The following is a 26,197-nucleotide window of genomic DNA, read 5'->3' as shown; positions in this document are numbered from 1 at the left end:
CGGGCGTCGAGGGTCAGCCGCAGTGCTCGAACGGGCTCGTCCAGGAGGTGCCGGTGATCGAGCCGCCCCACTTCACGCACGTGCCCGGCGCGGCTCTGCGCACGGGGCCGGCGTAGTAGGTGTAGCTGCCCGAGTCCGTGACCCGCGTCCTGCCCTGCACCTCGAGGAAGGCCGACGTCGAGCTCGCCGTGAAGCCGCTCGTCTTGAGCGTGACGACGCAGTTGTAGCCGTTGCCCGAGTTGTAGAGCAGGTAGGTCCGGCCCTTGGTGCCGATGGCGGCGGAGTCGATGACCGAGTAGCCCGACCCGCAGACCTCCTTGGCCGTGTAGGGGTTCGCCGAACCGCCGCAACGGTTGCTGCTCGTGTAGTTCCTGGTGCCGTAGTAGAGCGCGGTGACGCCGTCGAAGCGGATCGAGACCGCGGTCCCGCCGACGGAGCTGCGCTGCTCGTAGTGGAGGTGCGCGCCGAAGCCGCCCGGCGTGTTCGGGAAGCCCGTGCCGCCGACGTAGCCGACGACCTGTCCCTGCGAGACCGACTGCCCCTGGCTGACGTTGAAGCCGGAGAGGTGCGCGTAGTAGGTCGCCGTGCCGTCGGAGTGGCGGACGATGACGAGGTTGCCGTAGGACGTGCCGGCCATCGAGCCACGGTGCACCACCGTGCCGGCCGCGCTCGCGGCGACCGCGTCACCGGAGTCGTTCGTGCGGTTGAAGTCGACCGAGCGGAGTGGGCTGTGGTTCGTGCGCGTCTGGCCCGACCACGTCTGGCCGCACGGGAAGGGCACCTCGTGGTTGATGGCCGCGGAGGCCGGTGGTGCCGCAGCGGCGAGGCCGCCGACGAGCAGGACGAGACCGGCGCACAGCCGGGCGAGAACGTGTTTCATGCGAGTCCACCCCTGGTCGAAGAAGTGGCCCGACCCCACGCCGGACCGTTGCCACCCTGACGTACCGCGGTCGCGGTGGCGATGGGGAGAACTCCCCGCGGGTGCGAGGCGGAAGGCCCTTCGAAGCCGGTGACTAGGCTGCGGAGCCATGACGTTGACGCGGGTGCGGATCGACCTCGCCTACGACGGCACCGACTTCTCCGGCTGGGCCGCCCAGCCGGGCCGGCGCACCGTCGAGGGCGAGCTGTCGGCGGCGCTCACGACGTTGCTCAGGTCGTCGGAACCGGTGCGGCTCACCGTCGCCGGACGCACCGATGCGGGCGTCCACGCGCGCGGGCAGGTCGCCCACGCGGACGTCGACGCGGGGGCGTATGCCGGCCTGCCCGGTCGCTCGTCGCGCTCACCCGAGGTGGCGGCCCGCACCCGCCTCGCCGGCATCCTCCCGCCCGACGTCGTCGTGCGGTCCGTGGCCGTCGCGCCCGAGGGCTTCGACGCTCGCTTCTCGGCGCTGCGCCGCCGCTACGCCTACCGGATCAACGACCGGCCCGGGACGCTCGACCCGCTGCGCCGGCGCGACACGGTCGTCGTCAAGGACGAGCTCGACGTCGCCGCCATGAACACGGCTGCGAAGCGTCTCCGGGGGCTCCACGACTTCGCTGCCTTCTGCAGGAGGCGCGAGGGTGCGACGACCGTGCGCACGCTGCTCGACTACTCGTGGAGCCGCGGCGACGACGGGATCCTCGTAGGCCGGGTCGTCGCGGATGCCTTCTGCCACAGCATGGTTCGCGCTCTGGTCGGCTCCGTCGTCCCCGTCGGTCAGGGGCGGGCCCCGGTCGACCTCCCGCGTGAGGTCCTCGGTGCGCGGCAGCGCGACCCCCGGGTCGCCGTCATGCCCGCGCACGGCCTCTCGCTCGAGGAGGTCGCCTATCCCGAGGATGCCGACCTCGCGGCGCGCGCCGAGGAGGCCCGCGCCACCCGCACCCTCGAGGGCTGACTCGTGTCGCCACCAGGAGCGGCGGCACGGGTCACTGGCTGATCGTCACGTCCGCACCGCGCAGATGGGCGCGAAACCCGTCGGCCTGCACGGACACCGAGGTGAGCGCCATGCCGTCGGGCACGCCCTCGATCGTGTGGCGGATGGTGACGAGCTCGCGCACGATCGACGAGGCCGCCGTGTCGAGCCAGTCGGGTCCGTCGAGGTCGATCGTCTGCGGCTCGATGACGAGCTGCCCTCCCTGAGCCCGAACCGAACCCGTGGCCCGCACCTCGACGTCGCGACCGAGGACGCTCACCTGCCGCCGCATCCCCGCGAGCCCGTCATCGGCGGCGAAGAGGGTCACGCCGCCCCCGATCTGCGCCGCCGCGGTGGCGAAGGGGAGCGAGGCGTCGATGTCGAGGCGCTGGGCCTGCAGCCCGTCGCCCGTGAGGGTGACGCCCGAGCCCACCGCCGTGACGTCCTCGAGCCCGCCGTCGCCGGTGACGACCTGGCTGCTCGTGAGCCGCACCTCGCCGAGCCACGTCTCGCCCCGGGCGAGGTCCGCCGGGGCGGTGGGGCGGGCGGGGGCGCTGGCTGTCGGCACGTCGACGTCGGCCCCCGAACCCGGGCTGCCGACGGACCAGACGAGGGCCAGCAGGGCCACGACGAGGGCGACGAGCATCGTCGTCGCCCCGAGCACGAACTGCTTCACGCGCGCCATCCTGCCCTGCGAGCCTGAGCAGACCCTGTGCCGGGAGTGCGGGGAAACCACCCTCTCGCGCACTTCATGTAAAACGTTTACGCAGCTAGCCTCCTCCGCAGACCTGTGAGCCGCGCACCAACGAGGGTGACGCGGGACTTCCCCTCGGAGGAGCAACGATGCCCATCCCATGCCGCCTGTATGCCGTCGCCGCCGGGGCCGCGGTCGCCCTGTCGCCTGTCCTCGGGGCCAGCCTCCCCGCCTCGGCCGAGACCGTGTCCGTCGCCCTCGTCGGCTCGCTCCAGGACGAGATCGGCTGCCCGGAGGACTGGAAGCCCGAGTGCGCCGCCTCGGAGCTGACCCGGGTCGGTGACACGACGGCATACACGAAGACGTTCAGCCTCCCCAAGGGGACGTACGAGTACAAGATCGCGCTCAACGACTCGTGGGACGCGAACTACGGCGCCGGGGGAGTCTTCAACGGCCCCAACATCCCGCTCGTGCTCGAGGGGCCGGCGACGCTCGAGTTCACCTACGACGACGTGACCCACCTCGTCACGGTGACGCCCAAGAACCTCTCCGGCGGCACGACGGCCGCGGACGCGAAGCTCGCCGGCACGTCGTTGCGCTCACCGCTGACGCGTGAGCGGTTCTACTTCCTCATGGCCGACCGCTTCGCCAACGGCCGCACGGACAACGACCGCGGCGGTCTCACCGGCGGGCCGCTCACGACCGGCTTCGACCCGACGCACAAGGGCTTCTACCACGGTGGCGACCTCAAGGGCGTCATGGACAAGCTCGACTACATCAAGGGCATGGGCACGACGGCCATCTGGCTCACGCCAAGCTTCAAGAACAAGCCGGTGCAGGGCAAGCCGGGCGAGGAGAGCGCCGGCTACCACGGCTACTGGATCACCGACTTCACCCAGATCGACCCGCACCTCGGCACCAACGACGAGATGAAGGCGCTCATCGCGGCGGCGCACAAGAAGGGGATGAAGGTCTTCTTCGACATCATCACGAACCACACCGCCGACGTCATCGACTACGAGGAGGGGCAGTACACCTACCGCTCCAAGAAGAACTACCCCTACGAGGACGCGAGCGGGAAGGCCTTCGACGACCGCGACTACGTCAACACGACGTTCCCTGCGATGGACCCCAAGACGTCGTTCCCCTACACGCCGTTCCTCCACCCCGGTGACGAGGACGCCAAGACGCCGGCGTGGCTCAACGACCCGCTGATGTACCACAACCGCGGCGACTCGACCTTCGCCGGCGAGTCCTCCACCTACGGTGACTTCATCGGGCTCGACGACCTCTTCACCGAGCTGCCCGAGGTCGTCGAGGGCATGGGCGAGATCTACAAGCAGTGGGTGGACTTCGGCATCGACGGCTTCCGCATCGACACCGTCAAGCACGTCAACCTCGAGTTCTGGCAGAAGTTCATGCCGGACCTGCTCGGCCACGCCGCCAAGAAGAACGACGACTTCTTCGCGTTCGGTGAGGTCTACGACGGCAACCCGGCGGTCATGTCCGAGTACACGACCCGCGGCAAGCTCCAGGCCACCCTCGACTTCGGCTTCCAGCAGCAGGGCGTCGACTTCGCCAAGGGCAAGCCGGCGAACGTCCTCGCCGACTTCTTCTCCAAGGACGACTGGTACACCGACCCCGACAGCAACGCCTACCAGCTGCCGACCTTCCTCGGGAACCACGACATGGGCCGTGCGGCGATGTTCCTCAAGGAGGCCAGCGACAACGAGGCCGAGCACCTCGCCCGCGTGAAGTTCGCGCAGGCGGTCATGTTCGCCACCCGTGGCAACCCGGTCACCTACTACGGCGACGAGCAGGGCTTCATCGGCACCGGTGGCGACCAGCTCGCCCGCGAGGACATGTTCGCGAGCAAGGTCGACATCTACAACACCGAGGACGTGCTCGCCGGACCCGAGGGCTCGCGCGACCGCTACGAGACCACTCATCCGCTCTACGAGCACCTGCGGAACCTGTCCGCCAAGCGCGCCCAGCACCCGGCGCTCGCGGACGGTGCCCAGGTCCAGCGCTACGCCGCCGACGGTGCGGGCATCTTCGCGGTCTCGCGCATCGACGCGGGGCAGAAGGTCGAGTACGTCGTCGCGGCCAACAACGCCAAGACCGCCTCGACGGCGACCTTCCCGACGTGGAGCAAGGGCAAGGGCGTCGTCTTCACGCCGGTCTCCGGCACCGACACCGCCGTCAAGCCCGCCGCCGACGGCAAGGTCTCGGTGACGGTTCCGCCGCTCACCGTGAGCGTGTGGCGGGCCAACAAGCCGATCTCGACGACCGGTGCCGCCCCGACGGTCTCGCTCTCGACCGGCGCGGCCCACACGGTCGCCGACCGGGCCGAGATCGCGGCGGACGTCACGGCGAGCACCTTCGCGCAGACGACGTTCCTCTACCGCCCGGTCGGCACGACGACGTGGCGCCCGATCGGCACCGACGACAACGCTCCCTTCCGCGTCTTCCACGACGTCTCCGGTATGCCGTTGGGCTCGCTCCTCGAGTACCGCGCGGTCGTGCGTGACGCCGCCGGCCGGGTCGCGGCCAGCGGCACGTGGGCCTCGGTCGTGGCACCGAAGACGGGCGGCTCCACCGAGGGCGAGATCGGTGACCGTCCGGCGACGCAGCCGTCGACCGTCGGCGTCCCCGGCACGCACAACTCGGAGATGGGCTGCCCCAAGGACTGGGACGAGACCTGTGACGCCTCGCAGCTGACGTTCGACGCCAACGACGGCATCTGGAAGAAGGCGTTCACGATCACACCGGGCCCCTACTCCTACAAGGCCACGCTCGACAAGGTGTGGACCGAGAACTACGGCGAGAAGGGTGTGCGTGACGGCGCCAACATCTCCTACGAGACCGCTGACGGGTCGGTGACGTTCTTCTACGACCCGACGACGCACTGGGCCACCTCCGACGAGGAGACCGAGATCATCACCGCACCAGGCAGCTTCCAGTCGGAGCTGGGTTGTGCCGAGGACTGGAGCCCGGCCTGCATGCGTCCCTGGCTGCAGGACAAGGACGGTGACGGCGTCTTCACCTGGGCGACGACGAAGATCCCGGCCGGCACGTGGGAGTTCAAGATCGCCCACGACCGGTCGTGGACCGAGAGCTACGGCTCCGGTGGTTCGCCGAGTGGCGGCAACATCACGGTCACCGTGCCGAGCGCCGGGGCCAGGACGAACTTCGTCTACGACTCGGCGACCCACCTCACGACGGTGACGAGCACGAGCTCGTAGTCACCGCCCTCGGCTGGAGGGCAGTGCGGCCAGCCAGTTTCTGCTCCCATGAGGGAACGTTGAGGGTCCGGACGGAAATTTTCCGTCCGGACCCTCAACCTGTGCTCCCCAGGAGCACAAGGTGGGCGAGGTGGGCGCTCAGGCGGGGCGGGCGCTCAGGCGGGGGTAACGGCATACCGGAGGCGCACAAGGTCCGAGCCCTCCCAGCGGTGCACGTCGAGCAGGCGGAAGCGCGCAGGCGCGGTGCCCTCGAACGCCGGGATGCCGTCAGCCCCCACGACGCCCGGTCCGTAGAGCAGGTGGAGCTCGTCGACGAGCCCGTGCGCGAGCAGGTCGTTCCACAGGACGTGGCTGCCGAAGACGACGATGTCGCCGTCTCCCTCCTCCGCGCGCAGCGCCCGGACGGCCTCGTGCGCCTGCGCCCGGCGCACGATCCGGGTCGTGGCCGACCACGGCTCGGTGCCCTCGCCCGTCAGGGTGTCGGAGACGACGACCTTGTCGACGCTCCAGTTGAGCCGTGAGATCTCGCGCTCGAGCTCGGGCTGGCCGGGGTCGTCGCGGACGTCGGGCCAGTAGTCGCGGAAGCCCTCGAACGTCGTCCGGCCGAGGAGGACCGTGCCGGCACCGCGGAGGAGCTGGGCGTTGTTGTCGCTGAACCCGTCCTCGAAGGGCATGACCATGACGTCACCGCCCGGGCCGGTGAACCGTCCGTCGAGGGAGAGGATCTGGCTCACCACGACCTTGCGCATCACGTGCTCCTCTGTTCGGTGTCGGTATGCCGTCCGGTCACCCGTGTGACGGCGTGACCTCTGCATTCTCGACCTCGGTGTCGGCGCGGTCGCGTCGACGGGCGGGCAGGAAGCAGACGAACCCGATCGTGCTGACGACCCCGGCGACGACCATCGCCGTCGAGATCGAGGTGCGCGCGGCGAGGAGGCCGAGGAGCGGACCCACCGCGGCGCCTCCGCCCTGCATGACGAGCGAGCTCATCGACAGGACCGTCGCGCGGTTCCTCGACGACGCCTCGCGGTGCAGCAGGCTCACGTAGGCCGGGCTCGCAGCCCCGTGCAGGGTGTAGGTGAATAGGTAGGCGACGAGCAGGGCGACCGGTCCGAGCGCGAGGCCCATGACGACGACCCCGAGCCCGTTGACGACGCGACCGACGATCGCGGCAGGCACGAGACCCAGGCGCTCGGCGAGCCAGCCGCCGAGCCATGAGCCGAGCGAGAAGAGCGCCCAGCCACCGGCGGCCGCCGGACCCATCCAGACTCCCGCCACGGCCTCCGAGCCCAGCAGCTCGGCCAGGCGCAGCGGCATGAGGGTCTCGTAGGCCATCATCCCGGTCACCCAGAACAGCTCGACGAGGACGAGGTAGCGCAGGACGCGGTTGGATCCCAGCATCCGCAGCCCGTCGCGGATGACGCCCGGTGTCTCACGCACGGATGACCCGAGGCGGCTGGCGAGGCGGCCCTCGCCGCGCGGAGTCTCGGAGAGCAGCACGAGGGTGGCGACGAGGTGCACGACGCACAGCGCGACGAAGACCTGGATCGGCAGGAGCAGGGCGCTCGACTCCTTGAACGGGTGCCAGGCGACGAGCGCGCCGGAGACGAGGGCGCCACCGCCCATGCCGACGCCCACGAGGACGCCCTGGATGGACATGGCCTTGTGGACGTCGGCCCCGGGCTCGCGCTCGTGGACGGTGTCGACGTACCACGCCTCCAGCGGGCCTGAGTCGAGCGCGCGGTAGACGCCCATGAGACCGGCGGCGAGGGCGAAGGCCCAGAACGACTGGGCGAAGAGGTAGGCGACCCCGGCGACGATGTTGACGACGCCGGCCGCGAGGAGCACCGGCTTGCGGCCGATCACGTCGGCGAAGCCACTCGTCGGCATCTCGAGCAGGAGGACCATGACCCCCTGCGCGGTCATGTAGAGGGTGATCTCCTCGATGGAGAGCCCGCGCTCACGGGCGACCAGGGTGAAGATGCCGACGACGAAGCCGACGGGCAGCCAGCGCGTCGTCGACAGGACGTAGAAGACGCGGCGGGCGGCGGCGGGGGAGAGCGTGGTGGTCATGAGTCCTCACCTCGGGGGATGCGGTCGAGGTCGAGCGGGTAGGTGACGTTGTAGACGGCGAGGCGGCGGGCTGCCGGGTTGCCCTGACCGACGCGGCGGTAGCGGGCGATGACCTCGTCGATCTCCTCCTTCATGGCGACGAGCTGGGCCGGCGTGGCGATGACGTAGGAGTCGTTCATGCCCGCGGCGTCGCGCCAGGCGGCCGGCCAGGCGGCCTCGACGTCGAGCCACTTCTCGAACTGCTCGGCGAAGTGGCGGGTGTAGTCGCGCACGAGCCAGTTGAGTGCCGTCTCGGAGTCCTCGTCGCCGGCGAAGTCGCTCGGCTCGAACTGGTGGCTCTCGGTGGCCGCGCGCCAGAGCCGGCGCTTGCCCTCGCCCTCGCCGGTGTCGGCGACGAGGCCGACCGACTCGAGCTTGCGGAGGTGGTAGCTCGTCGCACCGGAGTTCGTGCCGAGCGCGGTGGCGAGGTCGGTCGCGGTGGCGGGGCCGCCCCGGCGCAGCGTCGAGAGGAGCCGCGAGCGCAGGGGGTGAGCGAGCACCTTGAGCGACGTCGCGTCGAGGCGGATGCCGCTGAGGCCCCCGCTCAGGTGCGGGGAGTCGGAGGTCATGCGTGCACAATACCTCTGCACACTCTGTTTGCACAACTGTTGTGCATGCCGTCGTCACGCCGGTGTCTGTGCAGGTCAGGTGCCGTTTCGGGGGGTCGCCGGGGGGATTTGGGTGCGGACGGACTTCTCCGTAAACTTGAGGACTGTTGTGCCGTGCGCCCTTCCCGGGGTGGCCCGAGAGGTGGAAACCCTGGCGGGAGCACACGGCATACCCCTGAGGCCCTCGACTCGACGCGAGCGGGACCGCAGGCTTCCCGATCCGACACACACGTTAGGCAACAACCGTGCGTACCTTCTCCCCGAAGCCGGGCGACATCACGCGGCAGTGGCACGTCATCGACGCCACTGACGTCGTGCTCGGTCGTCTCGCGAGCCAGGCCGCGACGCTCCTGCGCGGCAAGCACAAGGCGACCTTCGCCCCCCACATGGACATGGGCGACTTCGTCATCATCATCAACGCCGACAAGGTCGCCCTCACCGGCGCCAAGGCGGAGCAGAAGAAGGCCTACCGTCACTCGGGCTTCCCGGGCGGTCTCAAGAGCCGCAGCTATGTCGAGATGCTCGACAAGTTCCCCGAGAAGGCCGTCGAGAAGGCCATCCGCGGCATGCTTCCCCGCACCTCGCTCGGTCGCCAGCAGCTGACCAAGCTCAAGGTCTACTCCGGCTCCGAGCACCCCCACGCTGCCCAGCAGCCCAAGCCCTTCGAGATCACCCAGGTGGCCCAGTGATGACCGAGAACACCAGCATCGACCAGGTCGACGAGTTCGGCACGGACGCCGACGACCAGGAGATCACCGAGTACACCTCGGAGACCTCGGCCGACGCCACGGTCGGCGGCGAGCCGGCCCGTCGTCCCTCCGCCTCCGCCCCGGGTGCCGCCACCGGTCGCCGCAAGCAGGCCGTGGCCCGCGTGCGCATCGTCCCCGGCACCGGTGAGTGGAAGATCAACGGCCGCACCCTCGAGGCCTACTTCCCCAACAAGGTGCACCAGCAGATCGTCAACGAGCCGCTCAAGGTCCTCGAGCTCGACGGCGCCTACGACGTGCTCGTCCGCGTGCACGGTGGTGGCCCCTCGGGCCAGGCCGGTGCCGTCCGCCTCGGTGTCGCCCGCTCGCTCAACGGGGTCGACGAGGAGCTGAACCGTCCGGCGCTCAAGAAGGCCGGCTTCCTCACCCGTGACGCCCGCGTCCCCGAGCGCAAGAAGGCCGGTCTCAAGAAGGCCCGCAAGGCGCCCCAGTACTCCAAGCGCTGATCTGGCGCTTCGCGCCATTCAGCGCTTGGCTCCTCAAGCGCTGATCCCGCTGGCGCGGTCTCGTCGCTTGGCTCCTCAAGCGCTGAGATCCATCCTGCGGCCGCGCCCGTACGGGCGTCCTGCACCGAAGGCGGCATCCCTCGCGGGATGCCGCCTTCGGCGTGCAGGGGTAGGTTGTCTCGTCGGCTCCTCGTGGGACCGGCACCTTGCACCACCTGTGGAACGACGAAAGGCACGGCACACGCATGGCACGACTCTTCGGGACCGACGGCGTCCGGGGGCTCGCCAACGTCGACATCACCGCGGACCTCGCGATGCAGCTCGCCGTGTCGGCCGCCCACGTGCTCGGCCGACAGGCCCGCGAGTCGGGTCGCAAGCCCAAGGCGGTCGTGGGTCGGGACCCTCGCGCGTCGGGCGAGTTCCTCGGCGCGGCCGTCATCGCCGGGCTCGCGTCCGCCGGGGTCGACGTGCACGACGTCGGCGTGCTGCCGACACCCGCCGTCGCGTTCCTCACGGCGGACATGGACGCCCACTTCGGCGTCATGCTCTCGGCGTCGCACAACGCCATGCCCGACAACGGCATCAAGTTCTTCGCCGCCGGTGGGCACAAGCTGCCCGACGCGGTCGAGGACGACATCGAGGCGGGCCTCGGCAAGGAATGGGAGCGCCCCACCGGAGCCCAGGTCGGACGCGTCCTGCAGAACCGGGCCGGCCAGGCGCGCTACGTCGCCCACCTCCTCGAGGCACTGCCCAACCGGCTCGACGGCCTGACGGTCGTCATCGACGGCGCTCACGGCGCCGCGTCGTCGGTCTCGCCCGAGGTCTTCCGACTCGCCGGCGCCGACGTCTTCGAGATCGGCACCGAGCCGGACGGTCTCAACATCAACGACGGCTACGGCTCGACCCATCTCGACCATCTCAAGGCCGCCGTCGTCGCCAAGCGTGCCGACATCGGCATCGCCCACGACGGTGACGCCGACCGCTGCCTCGCCGTCGACGCCGAGGGCAAGGAGATCGACGGCGACCAGATCATGGGCATCCTCGCCGTCGACATGAAGTCACGCGGCGCGCTCCACGACGACACCCTCGTCGCGACGGTCATGAGCAACCTCGGCCTGCTCCAGGCGATGGAGCGCGAGGGCATCAAGGTCAAGCAGACCGGCGTCGGCGACCGCTACGTCCTCGAGGAGATGCGGGCCTCGGCTCACACCCTCGGCGGCGAGCAGTCCGGCCACGTCATCCTCCTCGAGCACGGCACGACGGGCGACGGCGTGCTCACCGGTCTCATGCTCGCCGCACGCATGGTCGCCACCGGCAGGACGATCGCCGAACTCGGCACGGTCATGACCCGCCTCCCGCAGGTCCTCGTCAACGTCAAGGGCGTCGACAAGGCCCGCGTCGAGACCGACGAGCACGTGCAGGCTGCGGTCGCCGAGGCCGGGCGCGAGCTCGACGGCTCCGGCCGGGTGCTGCTGCGCAAGTCCGGTACCGAGCCGGTCGTCCGCGTCATGGTCGAGGCCGCCACGGCCGACAAGGCCCAGGTCGTCGCCGACCGTCTCGTCACCGTGGTGAAGGAACGCCTCACCCTCTGACCACGCCCGCCTCGCCACAGCTTGTGCTCCTGGGGAGGAAAAGCTGGGTCAGCCGATGCCTCCGCCGTAGTGGCCGTGGGTGTCGTGCGGCGGCGTGAAGCCCTTGCCGGTCGTGTCGTTCTCGTGGCGCTTGCTGTATGCCGCGTCCTCGGCTCCCGGGTCGACGTGCGTCGGGTCGAGCACGCGCTGGAGGAACACGCGGGTGCGCTCCTCCTGCGGGTCGCCGATGACCTGGTCGGGCGAGCCCTCCTCGACGATGGAGCCACCGTCCATGAAGATGACGCGGTCGGCCACGTCGCGGGCGAACGCCATCTCGTGGGTGACGACGAACATCGTCATGCCCTCGCTCGCGAGGCGCCGCATGACCGAGAGCACATCGCCGACGAGCTCGGGGTCGAGCGCCGAGGTCGGCTCGTCGAAGAGCATGAGCTTGGGGTCCATCGACAGCGCCCGTGCGATGGCGACGCGCTGCTGCTGGCCACCGGAGAGCTGGGCGGGGTAGGCGTCGGCCTTCTCGGACAGACCCACCTTCTCGAGGTTCTCGCGAGCCTTGGCCTGCGCCTCGCTCTTGCTGCGCTTGAGCACCGTCGTCTGGGCGACCGTGCAGTTGTCGAGCACGGAGAGGTGGGGGAAGAGGTTGAACTGCTGGAAGACCATGCCCATGTTGCGGCGGATGGCGTCGATGTCGCAGTCCGGGTCGGTCACCTCGTCGCCGCCGACCTTGATCGAGCCGCTCGTCGGCTCCTCGAGGAGGTTGATGCAGCGCAGGAAGGTCGACTTGCCCGACCCCGACGGGCCGATGACGCAGACGACCTCGCCCTGGTGAATCGTCGTGTCGAGGCCCTGGAGGACGTGGTTGGCGCCGAACGACTTGTGCAGGTCGGTGACCTCGACCACCGGAGCGCTCGTACGGGTGCTGGAGGCGGTCATGCTCAGCGCTCCTTCTTCTGGCGGGCTTCCATCCGGCGCACGAGGATGGAGAGCGGGAGGGTGATGAACAGGTAGCAGAGACCGGCCACCGTGAGCGGGGTGAGGCCGGCCGTCTGGTTGCCGAGGTCGCGCCCGTACTTGGTCAGCTCGAAGCCGCTCGCGGAGATGCCCAGGATGAAGACGAGGGAGGAGTCCTTGATGAGCAGGATGAGCTCGTTGGTCAGCGGCGGGATGACGATCCTCATCGCCTGCGGCAGCACGATCTTCCGCGTGGCGATGCCCGTCGTCATGCCGAGCGAGCGGGCTGCCTCCACCTGCCCCTTGGAGACGGCCTGGATGCCGGCGCGGATGGTCTCGGCCATGTAGGCCGAGGCCACGATGCCGAGACCCAGCCACACCGTCCCGTAGGGGTCGAAGGGAATGACCAGGCCGGGGAAGGCGATCGAGAGCGACCCGAAGGCCAGCAGGACCAGGAGCGCCGGCAGACCTCGGAAGAACTCGATCCAGGCCGTGGCGATCCATCGGTAGGGGCCGACCGACGACAGCCGCATGAGGGCGAGGACCGTGCCGAGCACGAGCCCGATGACAAAGGCGCCGACGGTGTAGAGCAACGTGTTCTTCACTGCCGTGCCGAGTCCGGACGTGATCGTGAGCTTGATGTCCTCGAGGTCGAAGAAGTTCTTCTGGACCGCGCCCCAGTCCACCGTGAGCACCATGACGACGACGACGAGAGCGAGGATCGCGTACTGGATCCATCTGATGCGTTGCGCGCGTCTGCGCGGGGAGAGCTTCTTCTTCGGCGCTGCTTCAGTGATCGTGCTCAACGGGTCCTCCTGGCGACCGGCGGGTCTGGGCCTGCAACGCGAGGGCGGCGGCCGGTCGAAACCGTACCGCCGCCCCCGACGTCAGGAAAGCGTCACTTCGGGGCGTCGACCCCGAACCACTTCTTGTAGATGGTGTTGTAGGTGCCGTCGGCCTTCGCGGCCTTGATGACCTCGTTGGTGGTGTCGGCGAGCTTCTGGGCGTTGGGGTCGTCCTTCTTGAAGAGCATGCCGTACTGCTCGCCGGTGTCGAACTCCGTGACCACCTCGGTGGTCGGGTTGTCCTTGGCGTAGTCGTAGACGACGCCGTTGTCGTTGATCGCGCCCTCGACGCGACCGGAGAGCACACCGGCCATCTCGGTGGAGAGGTCGTCGAAGACGACGACCTCGTATCCGTTGGCGCCCTTGTTCTCCTCGGCGTAGTCCTGACCCGTCGTGTCGGTCTGGACGCCCAGCTTCTTGCCCTTGAGGCCGGCGAGGTCCTTGATCCCGGAGTCCTTCTTGACGATGAGCGCCTGCGTCGCGTCGAAGTAGGGGTCCGAGAAGAGGACGGCGTTCTTGCGCTCGTCGGTGATCGTCGTGCCGGCGGCGGCAGCGTCACACTTCTTCGAGGCGAAGACGGCGCCGGAGGTGATCTGGTCGAAGGCGATGTCGACGATCTCCTGCTCCACGCCGAGCTTCTTGGCGACGAGGTCCATGAGGTCGACGTCGAAGCCGACGACCTTCGAGCCCTCCTTGAACTGGAACGGCTTGTAGGACAGGTGCGTGCAGACCTTGAGCTTGCCCTCGGTGATCGTGCTGATACCGGAGGAGTTCGTGGCGGCGGCGTCGCCACCGTCACCGTCGTCGGAACCACAGGCGGCGAGGCCGAGGACGGAGATGAGGGCCGCGGCGGCGAAGGAACCGACCCGGCGGGTGCGTGAGGTGCTCACGGGTACTCCTTGGTGACTGTTGGCGGCGTCGTGTTGACGTCCGGCTGGCGCCGACCCTACCCAGCGCTGCACGGCATACGCCGTCTTTGTCCGGCGAAGGGCCGAAATCGTGACCTGTGTTGCGACCGGGTGTCGCGCTCAGCCGTGGTGCGCGGCGATGATCCGTGCGTACTCGTGCCCCGAGTCCTTGACCGTGCGCTTCTGGGTGTCGTAGTCGACGTGCACGATGCCGAAGCGCTTGCTGTAGCCGAAGGCCCACTCGAAGTTGTCCATGAGGGACCACGCGAAGTAGCCGCGGATGTCCGCGCCGTCGTCGATCGCCTGCCGGACCGCGTCGAGGTGCCCATGGAGGTATGCCGTCCGGTCCGGGTCGTGGACCGCGCCGTCCTCGCTCACCTCGTCCGGCCACGCCGAGCCGTTCTCGGTGACGTAGATGGGCAGGCCGCACTCCTGGGCGGAGCGCATGAGGATGTCGTGGTGGCCCTGGGGCGAGATCTCCCAGCCCATGTCGGTGAGCGGCGGGTGCGGGTCGGTCTCCTCGACGCCCTCGCCCCCGGGGAGGGGGTGGACGGCGCCCTCGGTCGCCTTGACCCGGGTGGGGAAGTAGTTGTTGACCCCGAGGTTGTCGAGCGGCGCGCTCATGACCTCGAGGTCGCCGTCGTGGATGTAGCCGTGGTCGGTGATCGCTGCGGTGTTCTCGAGCAGGGACTGCGGGTAGGCACCGTGGAAGAGCGGGCCGAAGAAGATCCCGTTGAGCGCGTCGTCGGCTCGGCGGACCGCGTCGAGGTCGGCGTCGGTGGGGTTGTCGGGCCCGTAGACCTGGGTCGGGTTGAGCGTGATCGACACCTCGGCCCCTGGGCAGTTCTCGCGGATGACCGGGACCGCGGTGCCGTGGGCGAGCATGAGGTGGTGGGCGGCGACGAGCCCCTCGACCCGGTCCGTGTGGCCGGGGGCATGGTGGCCGAGGGTGTAGCTGAGCAGAGACGAGCACCAGGGCTCGTTGAGCGTCGTCCAGTTCGTCACCCGGTCGCCGAGGTGGCTGACGACCGTCTGCGTGTACTCCGCGAACCAGTCCTTGATGTCGCGGTTGAGCCAGCCGCCGCGATCGTCGAGGACCTGCGGGAGGTCCCAGTGGTAGAGCGTGACGAACGGGCGGATGCCGTTCTCGAGCAGGTCGTCGACGAGCCGTGAGTAGAAGTCGATCCCGGCGGGGTTGACCTCACCGGTGCCCGTCGGGATGACGCGCGGCCACGCGATCGAGAAGCGGTAGGCGTCGAGCCCGAGCTCCTTCATGAGGACGACGTCCTGCGGCATGCGGCGGTAGTGGTCGCACGCCGGGTCGCCGGTGTCCTTGTTGATGACGTTGCCCTCGACGTCACAGAAGGTGTCCCAGATCGAGGGACTGCGGCCGTCGGCCGTCGTCGAGCCCTCGATCTGGAAGGAGGCGGTCGCCGCGCCCCACAGGAAGCCGTCGGGGAACCTGGTGTCGAACGTCATGGACCCAACCTAGTCGCGTGGCCGTTCGTGCGGCAGGGTGTCCTCATGCCGCACGAAGCCCTCACCACCCCCCTCTACACCACCGCCGCCACCGCCAAGGGTGGCCGTCAGGGACACGTCACGAGCGAGGACGGCGTCATCGACCTCGCCACCGGCAAGCCCGGCAGCAAGACCAACCCCAAGGCGAACCCCGAGACCCTCTTCGCGGCCGGCTACGCCGCGTGCTTCGGCAACGCGCTCATCAGCGTCGCTGCGAGCGAGGGCCTCGACGTGAGCGAGTCCACCGTGACCGCGAGCGTCACGCTGGGCCGCACGAGCTCGGGCGTCGGGCTTGCGGTGGCCCTCGAGGCCGTCATCCCCGGCGTCGACGACGACACGGCACAGGAGCTCGTCGACGCCGCGCACCAGGCGTGCCCCTACTCGAAGGCCACGCGCGGCAACATCGACGTGACCATCACGGCTCGGACCGTCTGACCGTGGCGGCCGTGACGATCATCGGCGGCCACGGCAAGGTCGCACTGCGCGCCTCCCGACTCCTCGCCGACGCCGGCCATGACGTGACGTCGTGGGTGCGCAACCCCGACCACGTCGCCGACGTCGAGGCGACCGGAGCCAGTGCCGCGGTCCACGACGCGGAGAACCTCTCGACCGCAGAGATGGCGCAGGCGCTCGCGGGCACCGAGGTGGTCGTCTGGTCGGCAGGGGCTGGTGGCGGTTCGCCCGAGCGGACCCGGGCCGTCGACCACGAAGCCGCCGTCCGTTCGATGCAGGCCGCTGCGACGCTGGACGACCCGCTCTACATCATGGTCTCCTACTTCGGCGCGAAGCCGGATCATGGTGTGCCGCAGGACAACCCGTTCTTCGCCTATGCCGAGGCCAAGGCGGCGGCCGACGAGCACCTGCGCGCCAGCGACCTGCGCTGGGTCGTCCTCGGGCCGAGCACGCTCACCGACGAGCCCGGCACCGGACGGGTCGACGTCGACGCCACCGTCAGCGGCGAGGTGACGCGCGACGACGTCGCTGCCGTCATCGCGCACGTCGTCGACCACGGGGAGCTGGCGGGCCGCACGATCCGGTTCAACAACGGTGACACCCCGGTGGCGGAGGCGCTCGCCTCGCTGTCCTGACCCCGCGTCCGATTGACTGCGACCTCGCAGGGCTCGTCGGACGGAGCGCACTCTGCGACGTCGCAACCAGTCGAGGAGGCTCGGCTCAGTCGGGGACGACCTCGTCCCCGACGTGAACGAGGCCGGTGCCGTCGGGGATGAGCTGCACGGCGAACCACGTCGCACCGTCCCAGCGGCGGTGCCGGGCCAGGGTGCGGATCGGCTCCCTGCCGGTCTCGAGCGAGGCGAGGTCGATGGTCGTCATGACGCACCGGTCGACCGGCTTCGCGATCCGGAAGGTGACCTCGCCGAGCCGCACCGTCGTCCACGCGTCCTCGACGAACGGCTCCAGATCCCCCTCGACGACGACGTTGGGCCGGAACCGCTCCATGGGCAGTGGCTCGGGCAGCTCCTCGCCGCGCTCGACTGCCGTCTCGGCGATCCAGTCGTTGAGCCGGTCGAGCGAGCTGCGGCTCGCGAGCGTGACCGGGTAGCCGTCCGCGTATGCCGTGTGGTCACCCTCGCGACTGAACGCCGGGTTGAGCGCCCGGGCCGTCGGGTCGACGCACCGCACGAGGCGCAGACCGGGTCGGCCGACCGCCTCGCTCAGCCACGCGTCGGCCTCGGGGGAGACGAGCGCTCCGGTGAGGTCGTGGCGGTGCAGCCGGACGGGGATGACCGGGCCGCCGGTGTCACCGTTGGCGCCGGCGTCGGCGTCGGGGAGGGCCAGGTCCGGCAGCCCCGGTGCGCGCAGCCTCAGACCTGACCCCACGTCCTCGCTCGTCTGCGGGGTGTCGGCGACGACGGAGAAGAGCCCGTGGACCTCACGCGCCGAGACGAGCCGCGAGTCGGCGTCGACGACCATCCAGCGGCGGTCGCCGGCGAACCCCGCCCGCTCGACCGTGGCGCTGGGGACCGGGCGGATCGCACCGCTCTTGAGCGGGTGCACGGCGAGCCCGGTCACACGAGGTGACGACACGGCATACGTCCTGTCGTTCGGGAGCGGCGGAGGCGGTCAGATGCGCTGCTCGAGGAGGCCGCTGTCGACGTCGTAGAGGAAGCCGCCCACGGCGACGGTGTCGGGGATGAGCGGGTGCGAGCGCACGGCCATGACATCGGCCTTGAGGGCGGCCTCCTGGTCGGGGACGACGTGGAAGCCGACCCACGACGCGTCGGTGCCGGCCTTCTCGCCGATGACCTCGCGCAGCTCGACCTCGGAGTACTTCGTCATCGCGCAGCGGGTGTGCGGGACGACGAGGACGCGCTGCACGTTGAGCAGGTGCACGCCGAGGACGAGCGCCTCGAGCGCCGCGGAGGTGACGCGGCCGCCCGGGTTGCGGAAGATCTTGGCGTCGCCGGGGGTGAGGCCGAGCATGCCGAGCGGGTCGATGCGCGAGTCCATGCAGGTGACGATCGCGATGCCCGCGTGGGCGACCCCGTCGAACCCGCCGAGGTCGAAGGTCTGGGCGAAGGTGCGGTTGGCCTCGAGGAGGTCGGCGAACTCGCCAGTCACAGTGGGGTTCTCGCTCACAGCAGTCCTGCTCTCTTGGGGATGGTCATGGCCAGTGGCTTGGTGACGGAGGCGAAGAAGTCGTTGCCCTTGTCGTCGACGACGATGAAGGCCGGGAAGTCCTCGACCTCGATCCTCCAGATCGCCTCCATGCCGAGCTCGGGGTACTCGAGGACCTCGACGCTCTTGATGCAGTCCTGCGCGAGCCGGGCGGCGGGACCGCCGATCGAGCCGAGGTAGAAGCCCCCGTACGAGGCGCACGCGTCGGTGACCTGCTTGCTCCGGTTGCCCTTGGCGAGCATGACCTTGGAGCCGCCGGCGGCCTGGAACTGCTCGACGTAGGAGTCCATCCGCCCGGCCGTCGTGGGGCCGAAGGAGCCCGACGGCATGCCCGCGGGCGTCTTGGCGGGACCCGCGTAGTAGACGGGGTGGTCGCGCAGGTAGGCGGGCATCTCCTCACCCGCGTCGAGCCGCTCCTTGATCTTCGCGTGCGCGATGTCGCGGGCGACGACGAGCGGTCCGGTGAGTGACAGCCGCGTCTTGACCGGGTGCGTCGTCAGCTCGGCGAGGATCTCGTCCATCGGCCGGTTGAGGTCGATCTCGACGACCGCGCCCTGACCGGTCGACCCGGCACCGGTGGGCTCGTCGTGGTGGGCCAGGCCCTCGTGCGTCGTGTCGGGCAGGAAGCGCGCCGGGTCGGTCTCGAGCTGCTCGATGAAGACGCCCTCCGGCGTGATCTTGCCGAGCACCTGGCGGTCGGCGGAGCACGACACGGCGATCGCGACCGGCAGCGAGGCGCCGTGGCGGGGGAGCCGGACGACGCGGACGTCGTGGCAGAAGTACTTGCCGCCGAACTGCGCGCCGATGCCGAACTCCCGGGTGAGCTGGAGGACCTGTCCCTCGAGCTCGACGTCGCGGAAGCCGTGCCCGGTCGCCGGGTCGCCGCTCGTCGGAAGGCTGTCGAGGTACCTCGCGCTCGCGTACTTCGCCGTCTTGAGCGCGAACTCCGCGCTCGTGCCGCCGATGACGATGGCGAGGTGGTAGGGCGGGCACGCCGCCGTGCCGAGCCCGCGCAGCTTCTCGTCGAGGAAGCGCATCATCGCCGCCTCGTTGAGCACCGCCTTGGTCTCCTGGAAGAGGAAGGACTTGTTGGCGCTGCCGCCGCCCTTGGCCATGAAGAGGAACTTGTATGCCGTCTCGTGCCCCGGGGCGGTGTCGGCGTAGAGCTCGATCTGGGCGGGGAGGTTGGAGCCGGTGTTCTTCTCCTCCCACGTCGTCACGGGCGCCATCTGCGAGTAGCGCAGGTTGAGCGTCGTGTACGCGTCGTAGATGCCGCGCGAGAGGGCGCGCTCGTCGGTTCCTTGCGTGAGGACGTGCTGGCCGCGCTTGCCCATGACGATCGCCGTGCCGGTGTCCTGGCACATTGGCAGGACGCCACCCGCGGCGATGTTGGCGTTCTTGAGCAGGTCGAGGGCGACGAACTTGTCGTTGTTGCTCGCCTCGGGGTCGTCGAGGATGTTGCGGAGCTGCTGGAGGTGCGCCGGACGCAGGTAGTGCGCGATGTCGTGCATCGCGGTCTCGCTCAGCAGCCGCAGCGCCTCGGGCGCGACCTGCAGGAACCGGCGTCCCCCGGGACCGTCGACGACCTCGACCCCCTCCGTCGTGAGCAGCCGGTATGCCGTGTCGTCGGCGCCGACCGGCAGCAGGTCCTCGTAGGCGAAGTCAGCCATGGTGTCCTTCAGATCTCCTCACGGGTGGGGGCGTAGGCCCCGGAGCGGCCGACGGTGACGGCGCTCGTGCCGAGGGCGCGCTCGACGGCGGGTGTGACGTCCTCGAGGCCGGCGGTGCGGAGGCGCTCACGGGCTGCGGCGTCACCGAGCAGGCCGCCGTCGAGGAGTCCGGAGACGAGCCCGGCCATGAACGAGTCGCCGGCGCCGACCGTGTCGGCGACCGTGTCGACCCGGGCCGGGGCGTCGCCGACCTCGCCGGTCGAGCTCACGCGGTAGGTGACGCCATCACCACCCCGGGTGACGACGACGAGACCGGGACCGAGGCCGCCCCACGCAGCCATGACCTCGGGAAGGGAGCGGCCGGCATACAGCCACGCGACGTCGTCCTCGCTCGCCTTGACGACGTCGCTCACGGTGATGAGCTCCTCGATCCGCACTCGGACCTCGTCGACCGAGCCCATGATCGTCGGGCGGACGTTGGGGTCGTAGGAGATCGTCGCGTGCTCACGGGCGTCGGTGAGCGTGCGGGTGATGACCTCGGCACCGGGCAGCAGGGTGGCGGCGATCGAGCCGGTGTGGACGTGGCCGAAGCGGCCGAGGTCGTCGACCGGGCGCAGCTCCCAGTGGAGGTCGAAGTCGTACTCCGCCGCGCCGGACTCGTCGAGCGTGGCCTTCGCGGTGGAGGTCGTGTGGCCGCCGGCGTCGAGGTTCTCGATGGTCACGCCGTGGTCGGTGATCTGCTCGCGGCAGCGTCGGCCACGGTCGTCGTCGCCGAGCGTCGTCGCGAGGACGGTCTCGTGGCCGAGGCGGGCGATGCCCATGGCGACGTTGGCGGGGGAGCCACCGACGTGCTCGGTCACGGCGCCGTCAGGGGTGTGGACGATGTCGACGAGGGTCTCGCCGACGACGAGGACGGGGGAGCGGCGAGCTGCGTCGGTCGTCATGTCAGCCCTCGCTCCGGGGGAGGCCCGCGGTCCGGTCGAGCACGTGGTGGCTCTCGATGACGCGGACGGTGCCGGACTTGCTCCGCATGACGATCGAGTTCGTGATCGCGCGGCCGCGGGAGTAGCGCACCCCCCGGAGCAGCTCGCCGTCGGTGATGCCCGTGCCGACGAAGAAGCAGTTGTCGGAGGTGACGAGGTCGTCGGTCGTGAGGACCGCGTCGAGGTCGTGCCCGGCGTCGATCGCCCTCTGACGCTCGACGTCGTCCTGCGGCCAGAGCCGGCCCTGGATGACGCCGCCGAGGCACTTGATCGCGCAGGCGGTGATGATGCCCTCGGGGGTGCCGCCGACGCCGAGCAGCAGGTCGATGCCTGTGGTCTCGCGGGCGGCGGAGATCGCTCCGGCGACGTCGCCGTCGGAGATGAGCTTGATCCGGGCGCCGCTGTCGCGGACCTCCTGGGCGAGCTTCTCGTGACGCGGGCGGTCGAGCATGACGACCGTGACGTCCTCGGGGCTCTGCTTCTTGGCGCGGGCGATGCGGCGGACGTTCTCGGCGGCCGGGAGGCGGATGTCCACGACGTCGGCGACCTCGGGGCCGGCGACGAGCTTGTCCATGTAGAAGACGGCGCTCGGGTCGTACATCGCCCCGCGGTCGCTCACCGCCATGACGGCGATGGCGTTCGGCATGCCCTTGGCGGTGAGGGTCGTGCCGTCGATGGGGTCGACGGCGACGTCGACCTCGGGGCCGGTGCCGTCGCCGACCTGCTCACCGTTGAAGAGCATGGGGGCGTTGTCCTTCTCGCCCTCACCGATGACCACGGTCCCACGCATCTCCACGGTGGAGATGAGGGCGCGCATCGCCTCGACGGCGGCGCCGTCCGCGCGGTTCTTGTCGCCGCGCCCGACCCAGCGCCCGCCTGCCATCGCGGCGGCCTCGGTGACCCGGACGAGCTCGAGCGCAAGGTTGCGGTCGGGGACGTTCGCGGAGGGGGCTTCGGGCATGAGGAACCTGTCCTTCGTGACGTGGCGTGGCAGCCCGTGAGCGGCGGCCGGGGAGCGGTGGGCCGACTCTATCGCCGACCCGATATGGGGAATCGTGCGGTCATCAGCGACCATGGAGGGGTGAGCCAGACGCCGGCGAAGAGCCACTACTCCTCGGGGTCCGTGCCCAACATGGTGCGGTCCCTCCTCGTCATCGGTGCGCTCATGGCCCTCATCTGGTTCATGACCCCACGGGTCAACACCCTCGGCGGGCCCGTCGTCGACGTGCACTCCACCGCGGTCGACGTCGCGGAGCAGAGCGGCTGGCCGATCTCGGAGGCGGTCGAGCTGCCCAAGGACTGGAAGACGACGAGCGCCCGCTACGTCCGCGGCACCGACGGGCTCATGACGTGGCACGCGGGCTACCAGGCGCCGTCGGGCAACTACGTCGCGGTGGAGCAGACGCGCGACGCGACCCGGGCCTGGGTCGAGGCCCAGACCAACCGCGCGCGACGCGTCGGCGAGCTCGAGGCCGCCGGCACGACCTGGGTGAAGTACGAGCGGGGAGGCAAGGTCCAGAACAGCCTCGTCGACCGCCGCACCGGCTCCGGGGAGCTGACGACGCTGCTCACCGGCACCGGGACCTTCGAGGAGCTGGCGTTCGTCGCCGAGCACCTCGGGCCCGTCAAGCCCTAGGCCGTCAGTCCTCGGTGAGCCGCGCCTCGGCGCGGTCGAGCCATTGCGCGCAGTGCGCGGCGAGCACCTCGCCGCGCTGCCACAGACCCATGCTGTCCTCGAGGCCGACCTGGCCGTTCTCGAGGCGGGCGACGATGTCGACGAGCTCGTCGCGGGCCGCCTCGTAGCTCATCTCGGCGACGTCCGCGTTGGCCTCGTCGACCGCGGCGTCGTCGGCAGGTGCGTCCACGGTGGTCTCCACGTCGTCGGCGCTCGCGGCGTCGTCGCGGGCGGGCTGCCGGGTGTCCTTGGCCATGACGTGAACCCTAGCCCGCGGTCCGGACGCCGAAGTCGCCCCGAGCCACGGTGACGTGGAGCAGCTCGTCGACCTCGAGCTCCTCCGGGTCGTGGACGACCGCACCGTCGACCCGCTGGACGATCGCGTAGCCCCGGTCCAGGGTCGACTGTGGTGAGAGCGTGCGGACCTGCGTCCTGAGGTGCCCGATGGCGTCCTGGTGGCGGTGGACCTGGGCCTCGACGCGGTGGTGGGCCCGCGAGCGCAGTGCTGCGACGACGTCGCGCTGCACCCGGACGAAGGCGCCGGGGTCGGCGAGCACAGGGCGCGAGCGCAGCTCGACGAGACGGCGCCGCTCGTGGTGCAGCCGCGCCTGGAGGGCGCGGCGGGCCCGGGCCCTGGCGCCGTCGACGGCGTGGTGCTCGCGCTCGGCGTCGGGAACGATCGCCTTGGCGGCGTCGGTCGGGGTGGAGGCGCGGTGGTCGGCGACGAGGTCGAGGAGCGGGGTGTCGACGTCGTGCCCGATGGCGCTGACGACCGGCGTGCGCGCCGCGGCGACGGCGCGCAGCATGGCCTCGTTGCTGAAGGGCAGGAGGTCCTCGACGCCGCCGCCCCCGCGCGCGAGGACGATGACGTCGACGTCCTGTATGCCGTCCAGCTCGGCGAGTGCCTGGGTCACCTCCGTGACCGCGGTGGAGCCCTGCACCGCCACCTGCCGGATCTCGAAACGCGCCGTCGGCCAGCGCCGGCGCGTGTTCTCGACGACGTCCTTCTCGGCGGCGCTCGCCCGGCCGCAGATGAGGCCGATGCGACGGGGCAGGAAGGGGAGCGGTTGCTTGCGGTCGGCGTCGAAGAGCCCTTCGCTCGCGAGGTTGCGCTTGAGGTACTCGATCCGCGCCAGCAGCTCGCCCACCCCGACCGGGCGGATCTGGCGACCGTCCATCGTCAGCGTCCCGCGCTGGGTCCAGAACGACGGCTTGGCCTGGACGACGACCCGCAGGCCCTCGCTCACCGGGGCAGCCATGGCGTCGAGGGCGTTGACGTGGATCGAGACCGACAGCGACATGTCGACGTCCGCGTCACGCAGCGTGAGGTAGGCCGTGCGGGCTCCCGGCCGCCGGTTGAGCTGGACGACCTGACCCTCGACCCAGACCACCGACATCTTCTCGACGTAGTCGGCGATCTTCATCGAGAGCAGCCGCACCGGCCACGGCGACTCGGCCGTCGTGTCGGCCGCACGCTCCGGGAGGGACATGCCGCTCAGTCAACACTGCCGGGCCGACACCTCGTCGAGGGACGCGCCATGCACGTGCGTCCGGCGAGGTGACGCCCTGGCGACCACGGGTGCGGACGCAACGGGGGCGGCCGGCATACCCGAACTGCTTGCGTCCGGCGAGGTGACGGCCCGGCCACCAGGGTTGCGGACGCAACGGGGCGCGGAGGCCCACGCTCAGCGTGGGCCGGCATACAGGGGGCTTTGAGGTGCGCCCGTACGATGGGAGGCATGACCGCCACGACTGACCAGGCCACCAAGCGCGTCCTCCTGGCCGCGCCCCGCGGCTACTGCGCCGGGGTCGACCGGGCCGTCGTCACGGTCGAGAAGGCACTCGACCTCTACGGCGCGCCCGTCTACGTGCGCAAGGAGATCGTCCACAACAAGCACGTCGTGACGACCCTCGAGAAGCGCGGCGCGATCTTCGTCGAGGAGACCGACGAGGTGCCCGAGGGGGCGACCGTCATCTTCTCGGCGCACGGCGTCGCGCCGGTGGTGCACGAGGAGGCCAAGGCTCTCGGGCTCAAGACGATCGATGCCACCTGCCCGCTCGTCACCAAGGTCCACCGCGAGGCCGTCCGCTTCGCCAGCGACGACTTCGACATCCTGCTCATCGGCCACGAGGGTCACGAGGAGGTCGTCGGCACCGCCGGTGAGGCGCCTGAGCACATCACCCTGGTCGACGGCCCGGACGACGTCGACAACGTCGAGGTCCGTGACCCCGACAAGGTCGTGTGGCTCTCGCAGACGACGCTCTCGGTCGACGAGACGATGGAGACCGTGCGGCGGCTGCGCGAGAAGTTCCCCGCGCTCCAGGACCCGCCGAGTGACGATATCTGCTACGCCACGCAGAACCGCCAGCTCGCGGTCAAGCACATGGCTCCGGAGTGCGACCTCATGATCGTCGTCGGCTCGCGCAACTCCTCGAACTCGGTGCGCCTCGTCGAGGTCGCCCTCGAGCACGGGTCGAAGGCCGGCCACCTGGTCGACTACGCCGAGGAGATCGACGAGACCTGGCTCGACGGCGTGCGCACCGTCGGCGTCACCTCTGGTGCCTCGGTTCCCGAGATCCTCGTGCGCGGCGTGCTCGACTACCTCGCCTCGCGCGGGTTCGAGGACGTCAAGCCGGTCGTCGCCGCCGAGGAGTCGCTCATGTTCTCGCTGCCCAACGAGATCCGTCGCGACCTCAAGGCCGCGGGCATGTCCGACAAGATGCGCCACGACGGCTCGTTCGCCGAGGCCGGCTCGCTGCACTGACGAGCGCGACGCGGACACGCAGACGCAATGAGGGCGCGGCACCCATGGTGGGTGCCGCGCCCTGCGCATACGCCCGGGGTGGGCGTCAGATGGCGCAGCCGTCCGGTCCGCAGGCTGCCGTGTCGTCCGTGCCCGGGGTGCCGGACGCGCCCGCACTGCTCGGGGCGCTCACCATGGTGAGCGGGTGGGCCTCGCCCCAGGCCTGGTCGAGGACCTGGGTGAAGAGCTCGGTGGGCTGGGCGCCGCTCACGCCGTACTTCTCGTCGACGACGAAGAAGGGGACGCCGCTGATGCCGTAGCGATGGGCCTGCGCGATGTCGTCCTGCACGTCCTCGGCGAAGGTCCCGTCCGCGAGGGCGGAGCGGACCTCGTCGGTCTCGAGCCCGAGGGTGGTCCCGATGCGGACGAGGGTCGCGACATCGCCGATGTCCTGGCCGTGCTCGAAGTGCGCGGAGAGCAGGGCCTCCTTGGCCTCGTCCTGGCGGCCGTGGCTCGCGGCGAGGTGGATGAGCTCGTGCCCGCGCAGGCTGTTGGCGACGACGAGCGACTCGAAGTCGTAGGCGAGGCCCTCGCCGGCCGCCACCTCCGCGACGTGCTCGAACATCAGCCGCACCTGCTCGCGCGGCATCCCCTTGCGGGTCGCGAGGTAGTCGAGCTCGGTGCCGTCATAGTGGTCGGGCAGCGACGGGTCGAGCTGGTAGCTGTGCCAGGTCACCTCCACCGACTCCCGGTGGCGAAACCGTGCGAGCGCACTCTCGAAACGTCGCTTGCCGATGTAGCACCACGGGCAAGCGATGTCGGACCAGATGTCAACCTTCATGAAAGGTTGAACCGTCAAGCACGTGGATCTGTTCCTTCGAAACCGCCCGTATGCCGTCCCGTGCAGGACGTG

At 70.1% G+C, this 26,197-nt stretch carries 26 protein-coding genes; 9 read left to right on the top strand and 17 right to left on the bottom strand.

The window, feature by feature from the left end; all coding sequences use genetic code 11:
* Positions 1-13 precede the first annotated feature (13 nt).
* Positions 14-880, bottom strand: coding sequence for a M23 family metallopeptidase (locus tag ACOJV7_RS03430; protein ID WP_420188760.1), 867 nt, complete (start codon positions 878-880; stop codon positions 14-16).
* A gap of 148 nt (positions 881-1,028) precedes the next feature.
* On the opposite strand from ACOJV7_RS03430, the gene truA reads away from it, so the two are divergent.
* Complete coding sequence (truA, locus tag ACOJV7_RS03425; RefSeq protein ID WP_420188759.1) at positions 1,029-1,874, top strand: tRNA pseudouridine(38-40) synthase TruA; 846 nt, start codon at positions 1,029-1,031, stop codon at positions 1,872-1,874.
* Positions 1,875-1,905: 31 nt separating this feature from the next.
* On the opposite strand, the gene ACOJV7_RS03420 is transcribed toward truA, so the two are convergent.
* A complete protein-coding gene (locus tag ACOJV7_RS03420; RefSeq protein ID WP_420188758.1) occupies positions 1,906-2,568 on the bottom strand; it encodes an LmeA family phospholipid-binding protein in 663 nt (220 codons plus the stop codon).
* 167 nt (positions 2,569-2,735) lie between these two features.
* Here ACOJV7_RS03420 and ACOJV7_RS03415 point away from each other — a divergent pair, with 167 nt between their 5' ends.
* Positions 2,736-5,831, top strand: coding sequence for a pullulanase X25 domain-containing protein (locus ACOJV7_RS03415; protein WP_420188757.1), 3,096 nt, complete (start codon positions 2,736-2,738; stop codon positions 5,829-5,831).
* A 155-nt stretch (positions 5,832-5,986) separates the two neighbouring features.
* Here the strand turns inward: ACOJV7_RS03415 and ACOJV7_RS03410 are convergent, their stop codons facing one another.
* The 3 genes from ACOJV7_RS03410 to ACOJV7_RS03400 are packed head-to-tail and all read right to left on the bottom strand — an operon-like array spanning position 5,987 to position 8,512.
* The gene (locus tag ACOJV7_RS03410) at positions 5,987-6,580 is read right to left on the bottom strand and encodes a dihydrofolate reductase family protein (RefSeq protein WP_420188756.1); all 594 of its coding nucleotides are present in this window, start codon (positions 6,578-6,580) and stop codon (positions 5,987-5,989) included.
* Between the two features lie 37 nt (positions 6,581-6,617).
* Positions 6,618-7,904, bottom strand: coding sequence for an MFS transporter (locus ACOJV7_RS03405; protein WP_420188755.1), 1,287 nt, complete (start codon positions 7,902-7,904; stop codon positions 6,618-6,620).
* Positions 7,901-8,512 carry an ArsR/SmtB family transcription factor gene (locus ACOJV7_RS03400; protein WP_420188754.1) on the bottom strand — a complete coding sequence of 204 codons (612 nt, stop codon included), beginning with the start codon at positions 8,510-8,512 and terminating at the stop codon, positions 7,901-7,903. The genes ACOJV7_RS03405 and ACOJV7_RS03400 overlap by 4 nt, the downstream gene beginning before the upstream one ends.
* A gap of 284 nt (positions 8,513-8,796) precedes the next feature.
* On the opposite strand from ACOJV7_RS03400, the gene rplM reads away from it, so the two are divergent.
* The 3 genes from rplM (at position 8,797) to glmM (ending at position 11,356) form a co-directional block, all read left to right on the top strand.
* Positions 8,797-9,240: a 50S ribosomal protein L13 gene (gene rplM / locus ACOJV7_RS03395; RefSeq protein ID WP_035947014.1), complete on the top strand. Its 444-nt coding sequence runs from the start codon at positions 8,797-8,799 to the stop codon at positions 9,238-9,240.
* A complete protein-coding gene (gene rpsI, locus ACOJV7_RS03390) occupies positions 9,240-9,764 on the top strand; it encodes a 30S ribosomal protein S9 (protein WP_035947015.1) in 525 nt (174 codons plus the stop codon). Before rplM ends, rpsI begins: the two co-directional genes overlap by 1 nt.
* Positions 9,765-10,009: 245 nt before the next feature.
* Positions 10,010-11,356: a phosphoglucosamine mutase gene (gene glmM, locus ACOJV7_RS03385; protein ID WP_420188753.1), complete on the top strand. Its 1,347-nt coding sequence runs from the start codon at positions 10,010-10,012 to the stop codon at positions 11,354-11,356.
* A 48-nt stretch (positions 11,357-11,404) separates the two neighbouring features.
* Here the strand turns inward: glmM and ACOJV7_RS03380 are convergent, their stop codons facing one another.
* The 4 genes from ACOJV7_RS03380 to ACOJV7_RS03365 form a co-directional block, all read right to left on the bottom strand.
* Entirely contained in the window at positions 11,405-12,286 is an 882-nt protein-coding gene (locus ACOJV7_RS03380) for an amino acid ABC transporter ATP-binding protein (RefSeq protein ID WP_420188752.1), read from the bottom strand.
* 2 nt (positions 12,287-12,288) lie between these two features.
* Positions 12,289-13,110 carry an amino acid ABC transporter permease gene (locus ACOJV7_RS03375; RefSeq protein ID WP_420188751.1) on the bottom strand — a complete coding sequence of 274 codons (822 nt, stop codon included), beginning with the start codon at positions 13,108-13,110 and terminating at the stop codon, positions 12,289-12,291.
* Between the two features lie 92 nt (positions 13,111-13,202).
* Positions 13,203-14,039 (bottom strand): transporter substrate-binding domain-containing protein, encoded by an 837-nt coding sequence (locus ACOJV7_RS03370; protein WP_420188750.1) that lies wholly within the window; start codon positions 14,037-14,039, stop codon positions 13,203-13,205.
* Between the two features lie 138 nt (positions 14,040-14,177).
* Positions 14,178-15,536, bottom strand: coding sequence for a GH1 family beta-glucosidase (locus tag ACOJV7_RS03365; RefSeq protein ID WP_420188749.1), 1,359 nt, complete (start codon positions 15,534-15,536; stop codon positions 14,178-14,180).
* Between the two features lie 45 nt (positions 15,537-15,581).
* Between ACOJV7_RS03365 and ACOJV7_RS03360 the strand changes: the two genes are divergently transcribed.
* Both ACOJV7_RS03360 and ACOJV7_RS03355 read left to right on the top strand, forming a co-directional pair.
* Entirely contained in the window at positions 15,582-16,010 is a 429-nt protein-coding gene (locus tag ACOJV7_RS03360) for an Ohr family peroxiredoxin (RefSeq protein WP_420188748.1), read from the top strand.
* Between the two features lie 11 nt (positions 16,011-16,021).
* Positions 16,022-16,663, top strand: a complete 642-nt coding sequence (locus ACOJV7_RS03355; RefSeq protein ID WP_420188747.1) for an NAD(P)H-binding protein — start codon at positions 16,022-16,024, stop codon at positions 16,661-16,663.
* An 85-nt stretch (positions 16,664-16,748) separates the two neighbouring features.
* Here the strand turns inward: ACOJV7_RS03355 and ACOJV7_RS03350 are convergent, their stop codons facing one another.
* Genes ACOJV7_RS03350 through glpX form a run of 5 tightly spaced genes read right to left on the bottom strand, consistent with a single transcriptional unit; the run spans position 16,749 to position 21,826 of the window.
* Positions 16,749-17,621, bottom strand: a complete 873-nt coding sequence (locus tag ACOJV7_RS03350; protein ID WP_420188746.1) for an MOSC domain-containing protein — start codon at positions 17,619-17,621, stop codon at positions 16,749-16,751.
* Positions 17,622-17,657: 36 nt separating this feature from the next.
* Complete coding sequence (locus ACOJV7_RS03345) at positions 17,658-18,155, bottom strand: beta-class carbonic anhydrase (protein ID WP_420188745.1); 498 nt, start codon at positions 18,153-18,155, stop codon at positions 17,658-17,660.
* A 14-nt stretch (positions 18,156-18,169) separates the two neighbouring features.
* The gene (locus ACOJV7_RS03340) at positions 18,170-19,882 is read right to left on the bottom strand and encodes a fumarate hydratase (RefSeq protein WP_420188744.1); all 1,713 of its coding nucleotides are present in this window, start codon (positions 19,880-19,882) and stop codon (positions 18,170-18,172) included.
* An 8-nt stretch (positions 19,883-19,890) separates the two neighbouring features.
* Positions 19,891-20,826 carry a PfkB family carbohydrate kinase gene (locus ACOJV7_RS03335; protein WP_420188743.1) on the bottom strand — a complete coding sequence of 312 codons (936 nt, stop codon included), beginning with the start codon at positions 20,824-20,826 and terminating at the stop codon, positions 19,891-19,893.
* 1 nt (position 20,827) lies between these two features.
* Entirely contained in the window at positions 20,828-21,826 is a 999-nt protein-coding gene (gene glpX, locus ACOJV7_RS03330; protein ID WP_420188742.1) for a class II fructose-bisphosphatase, read from the bottom strand.
* A 120-nt stretch (positions 21,827-21,946) separates the two neighbouring features.
* On the opposite strand from glpX, the gene ACOJV7_RS03325 reads away from it, so the two are divergent.
* Entirely contained in the window at positions 21,947-22,501 is a 555-nt protein-coding gene (locus ACOJV7_RS03325) for a DUF4245 domain-containing protein (RefSeq protein WP_420188741.1), read from the top strand.
* Positions 22,502-22,505: 4 nt separating this feature from the next.
* Here ACOJV7_RS03325 and ACOJV7_RS03320 read toward each other — a convergent pair whose 3' ends face one another.
* Together ACOJV7_RS03320 and xseA are read right to left on the bottom strand one after the other, a co-directional pair.
* Positions 22,506-22,796, bottom strand: coding sequence for an exodeoxyribonuclease VII small subunit (locus ACOJV7_RS03320; protein ID WP_420188740.1), 291 nt, complete (start codon positions 22,794-22,796; stop codon positions 22,506-22,508).
* 10 nt (positions 22,797-22,806) lie between these two features.
* Complete coding sequence (gene xseA, locus ACOJV7_RS03315) at positions 22,807-24,030, bottom strand: exodeoxyribonuclease VII large subunit (protein ID WP_420188739.1); 1,224 nt, start codon at positions 24,028-24,030, stop codon at positions 22,807-22,809.
* A gap of 249 nt (positions 24,031-24,279) precedes the next feature.
* Between xseA and ACOJV7_RS03310 the strand changes: the two genes are divergently transcribed.
* Complete coding sequence (locus ACOJV7_RS03310) at positions 24,280-25,305, top strand: 4-hydroxy-3-methylbut-2-enyl diphosphate reductase (RefSeq protein WP_420188738.1); 1,026 nt, start codon at positions 24,280-24,282, stop codon at positions 25,303-25,305.
* Positions 25,306-25,390: 85 nt separating this feature from the next.
* Here ACOJV7_RS03310 and ACOJV7_RS03305 read toward each other — a convergent pair whose 3' ends face one another.
* Complete coding sequence (locus ACOJV7_RS03305) at positions 25,391-26,125, bottom strand: DsbA family oxidoreductase (RefSeq protein ID WP_420188737.1); 735 nt, start codon at positions 26,123-26,125, stop codon at positions 25,391-25,393.
* Between the last annotated feature and the right edge of the window lie 72 nt (positions 26,126-26,197).

This window comes from Knoellia tibetensis, from assembly GCF_048606415.1.
GTDB lineage: Bacteria > Actinomycetota > Actinomycetes > Actinomycetales > Dermatophilaceae > Knoellia > Knoellia tibetensis.
This window is presented reverse-complemented; position numbering and strand designations above follow the sequence as displayed.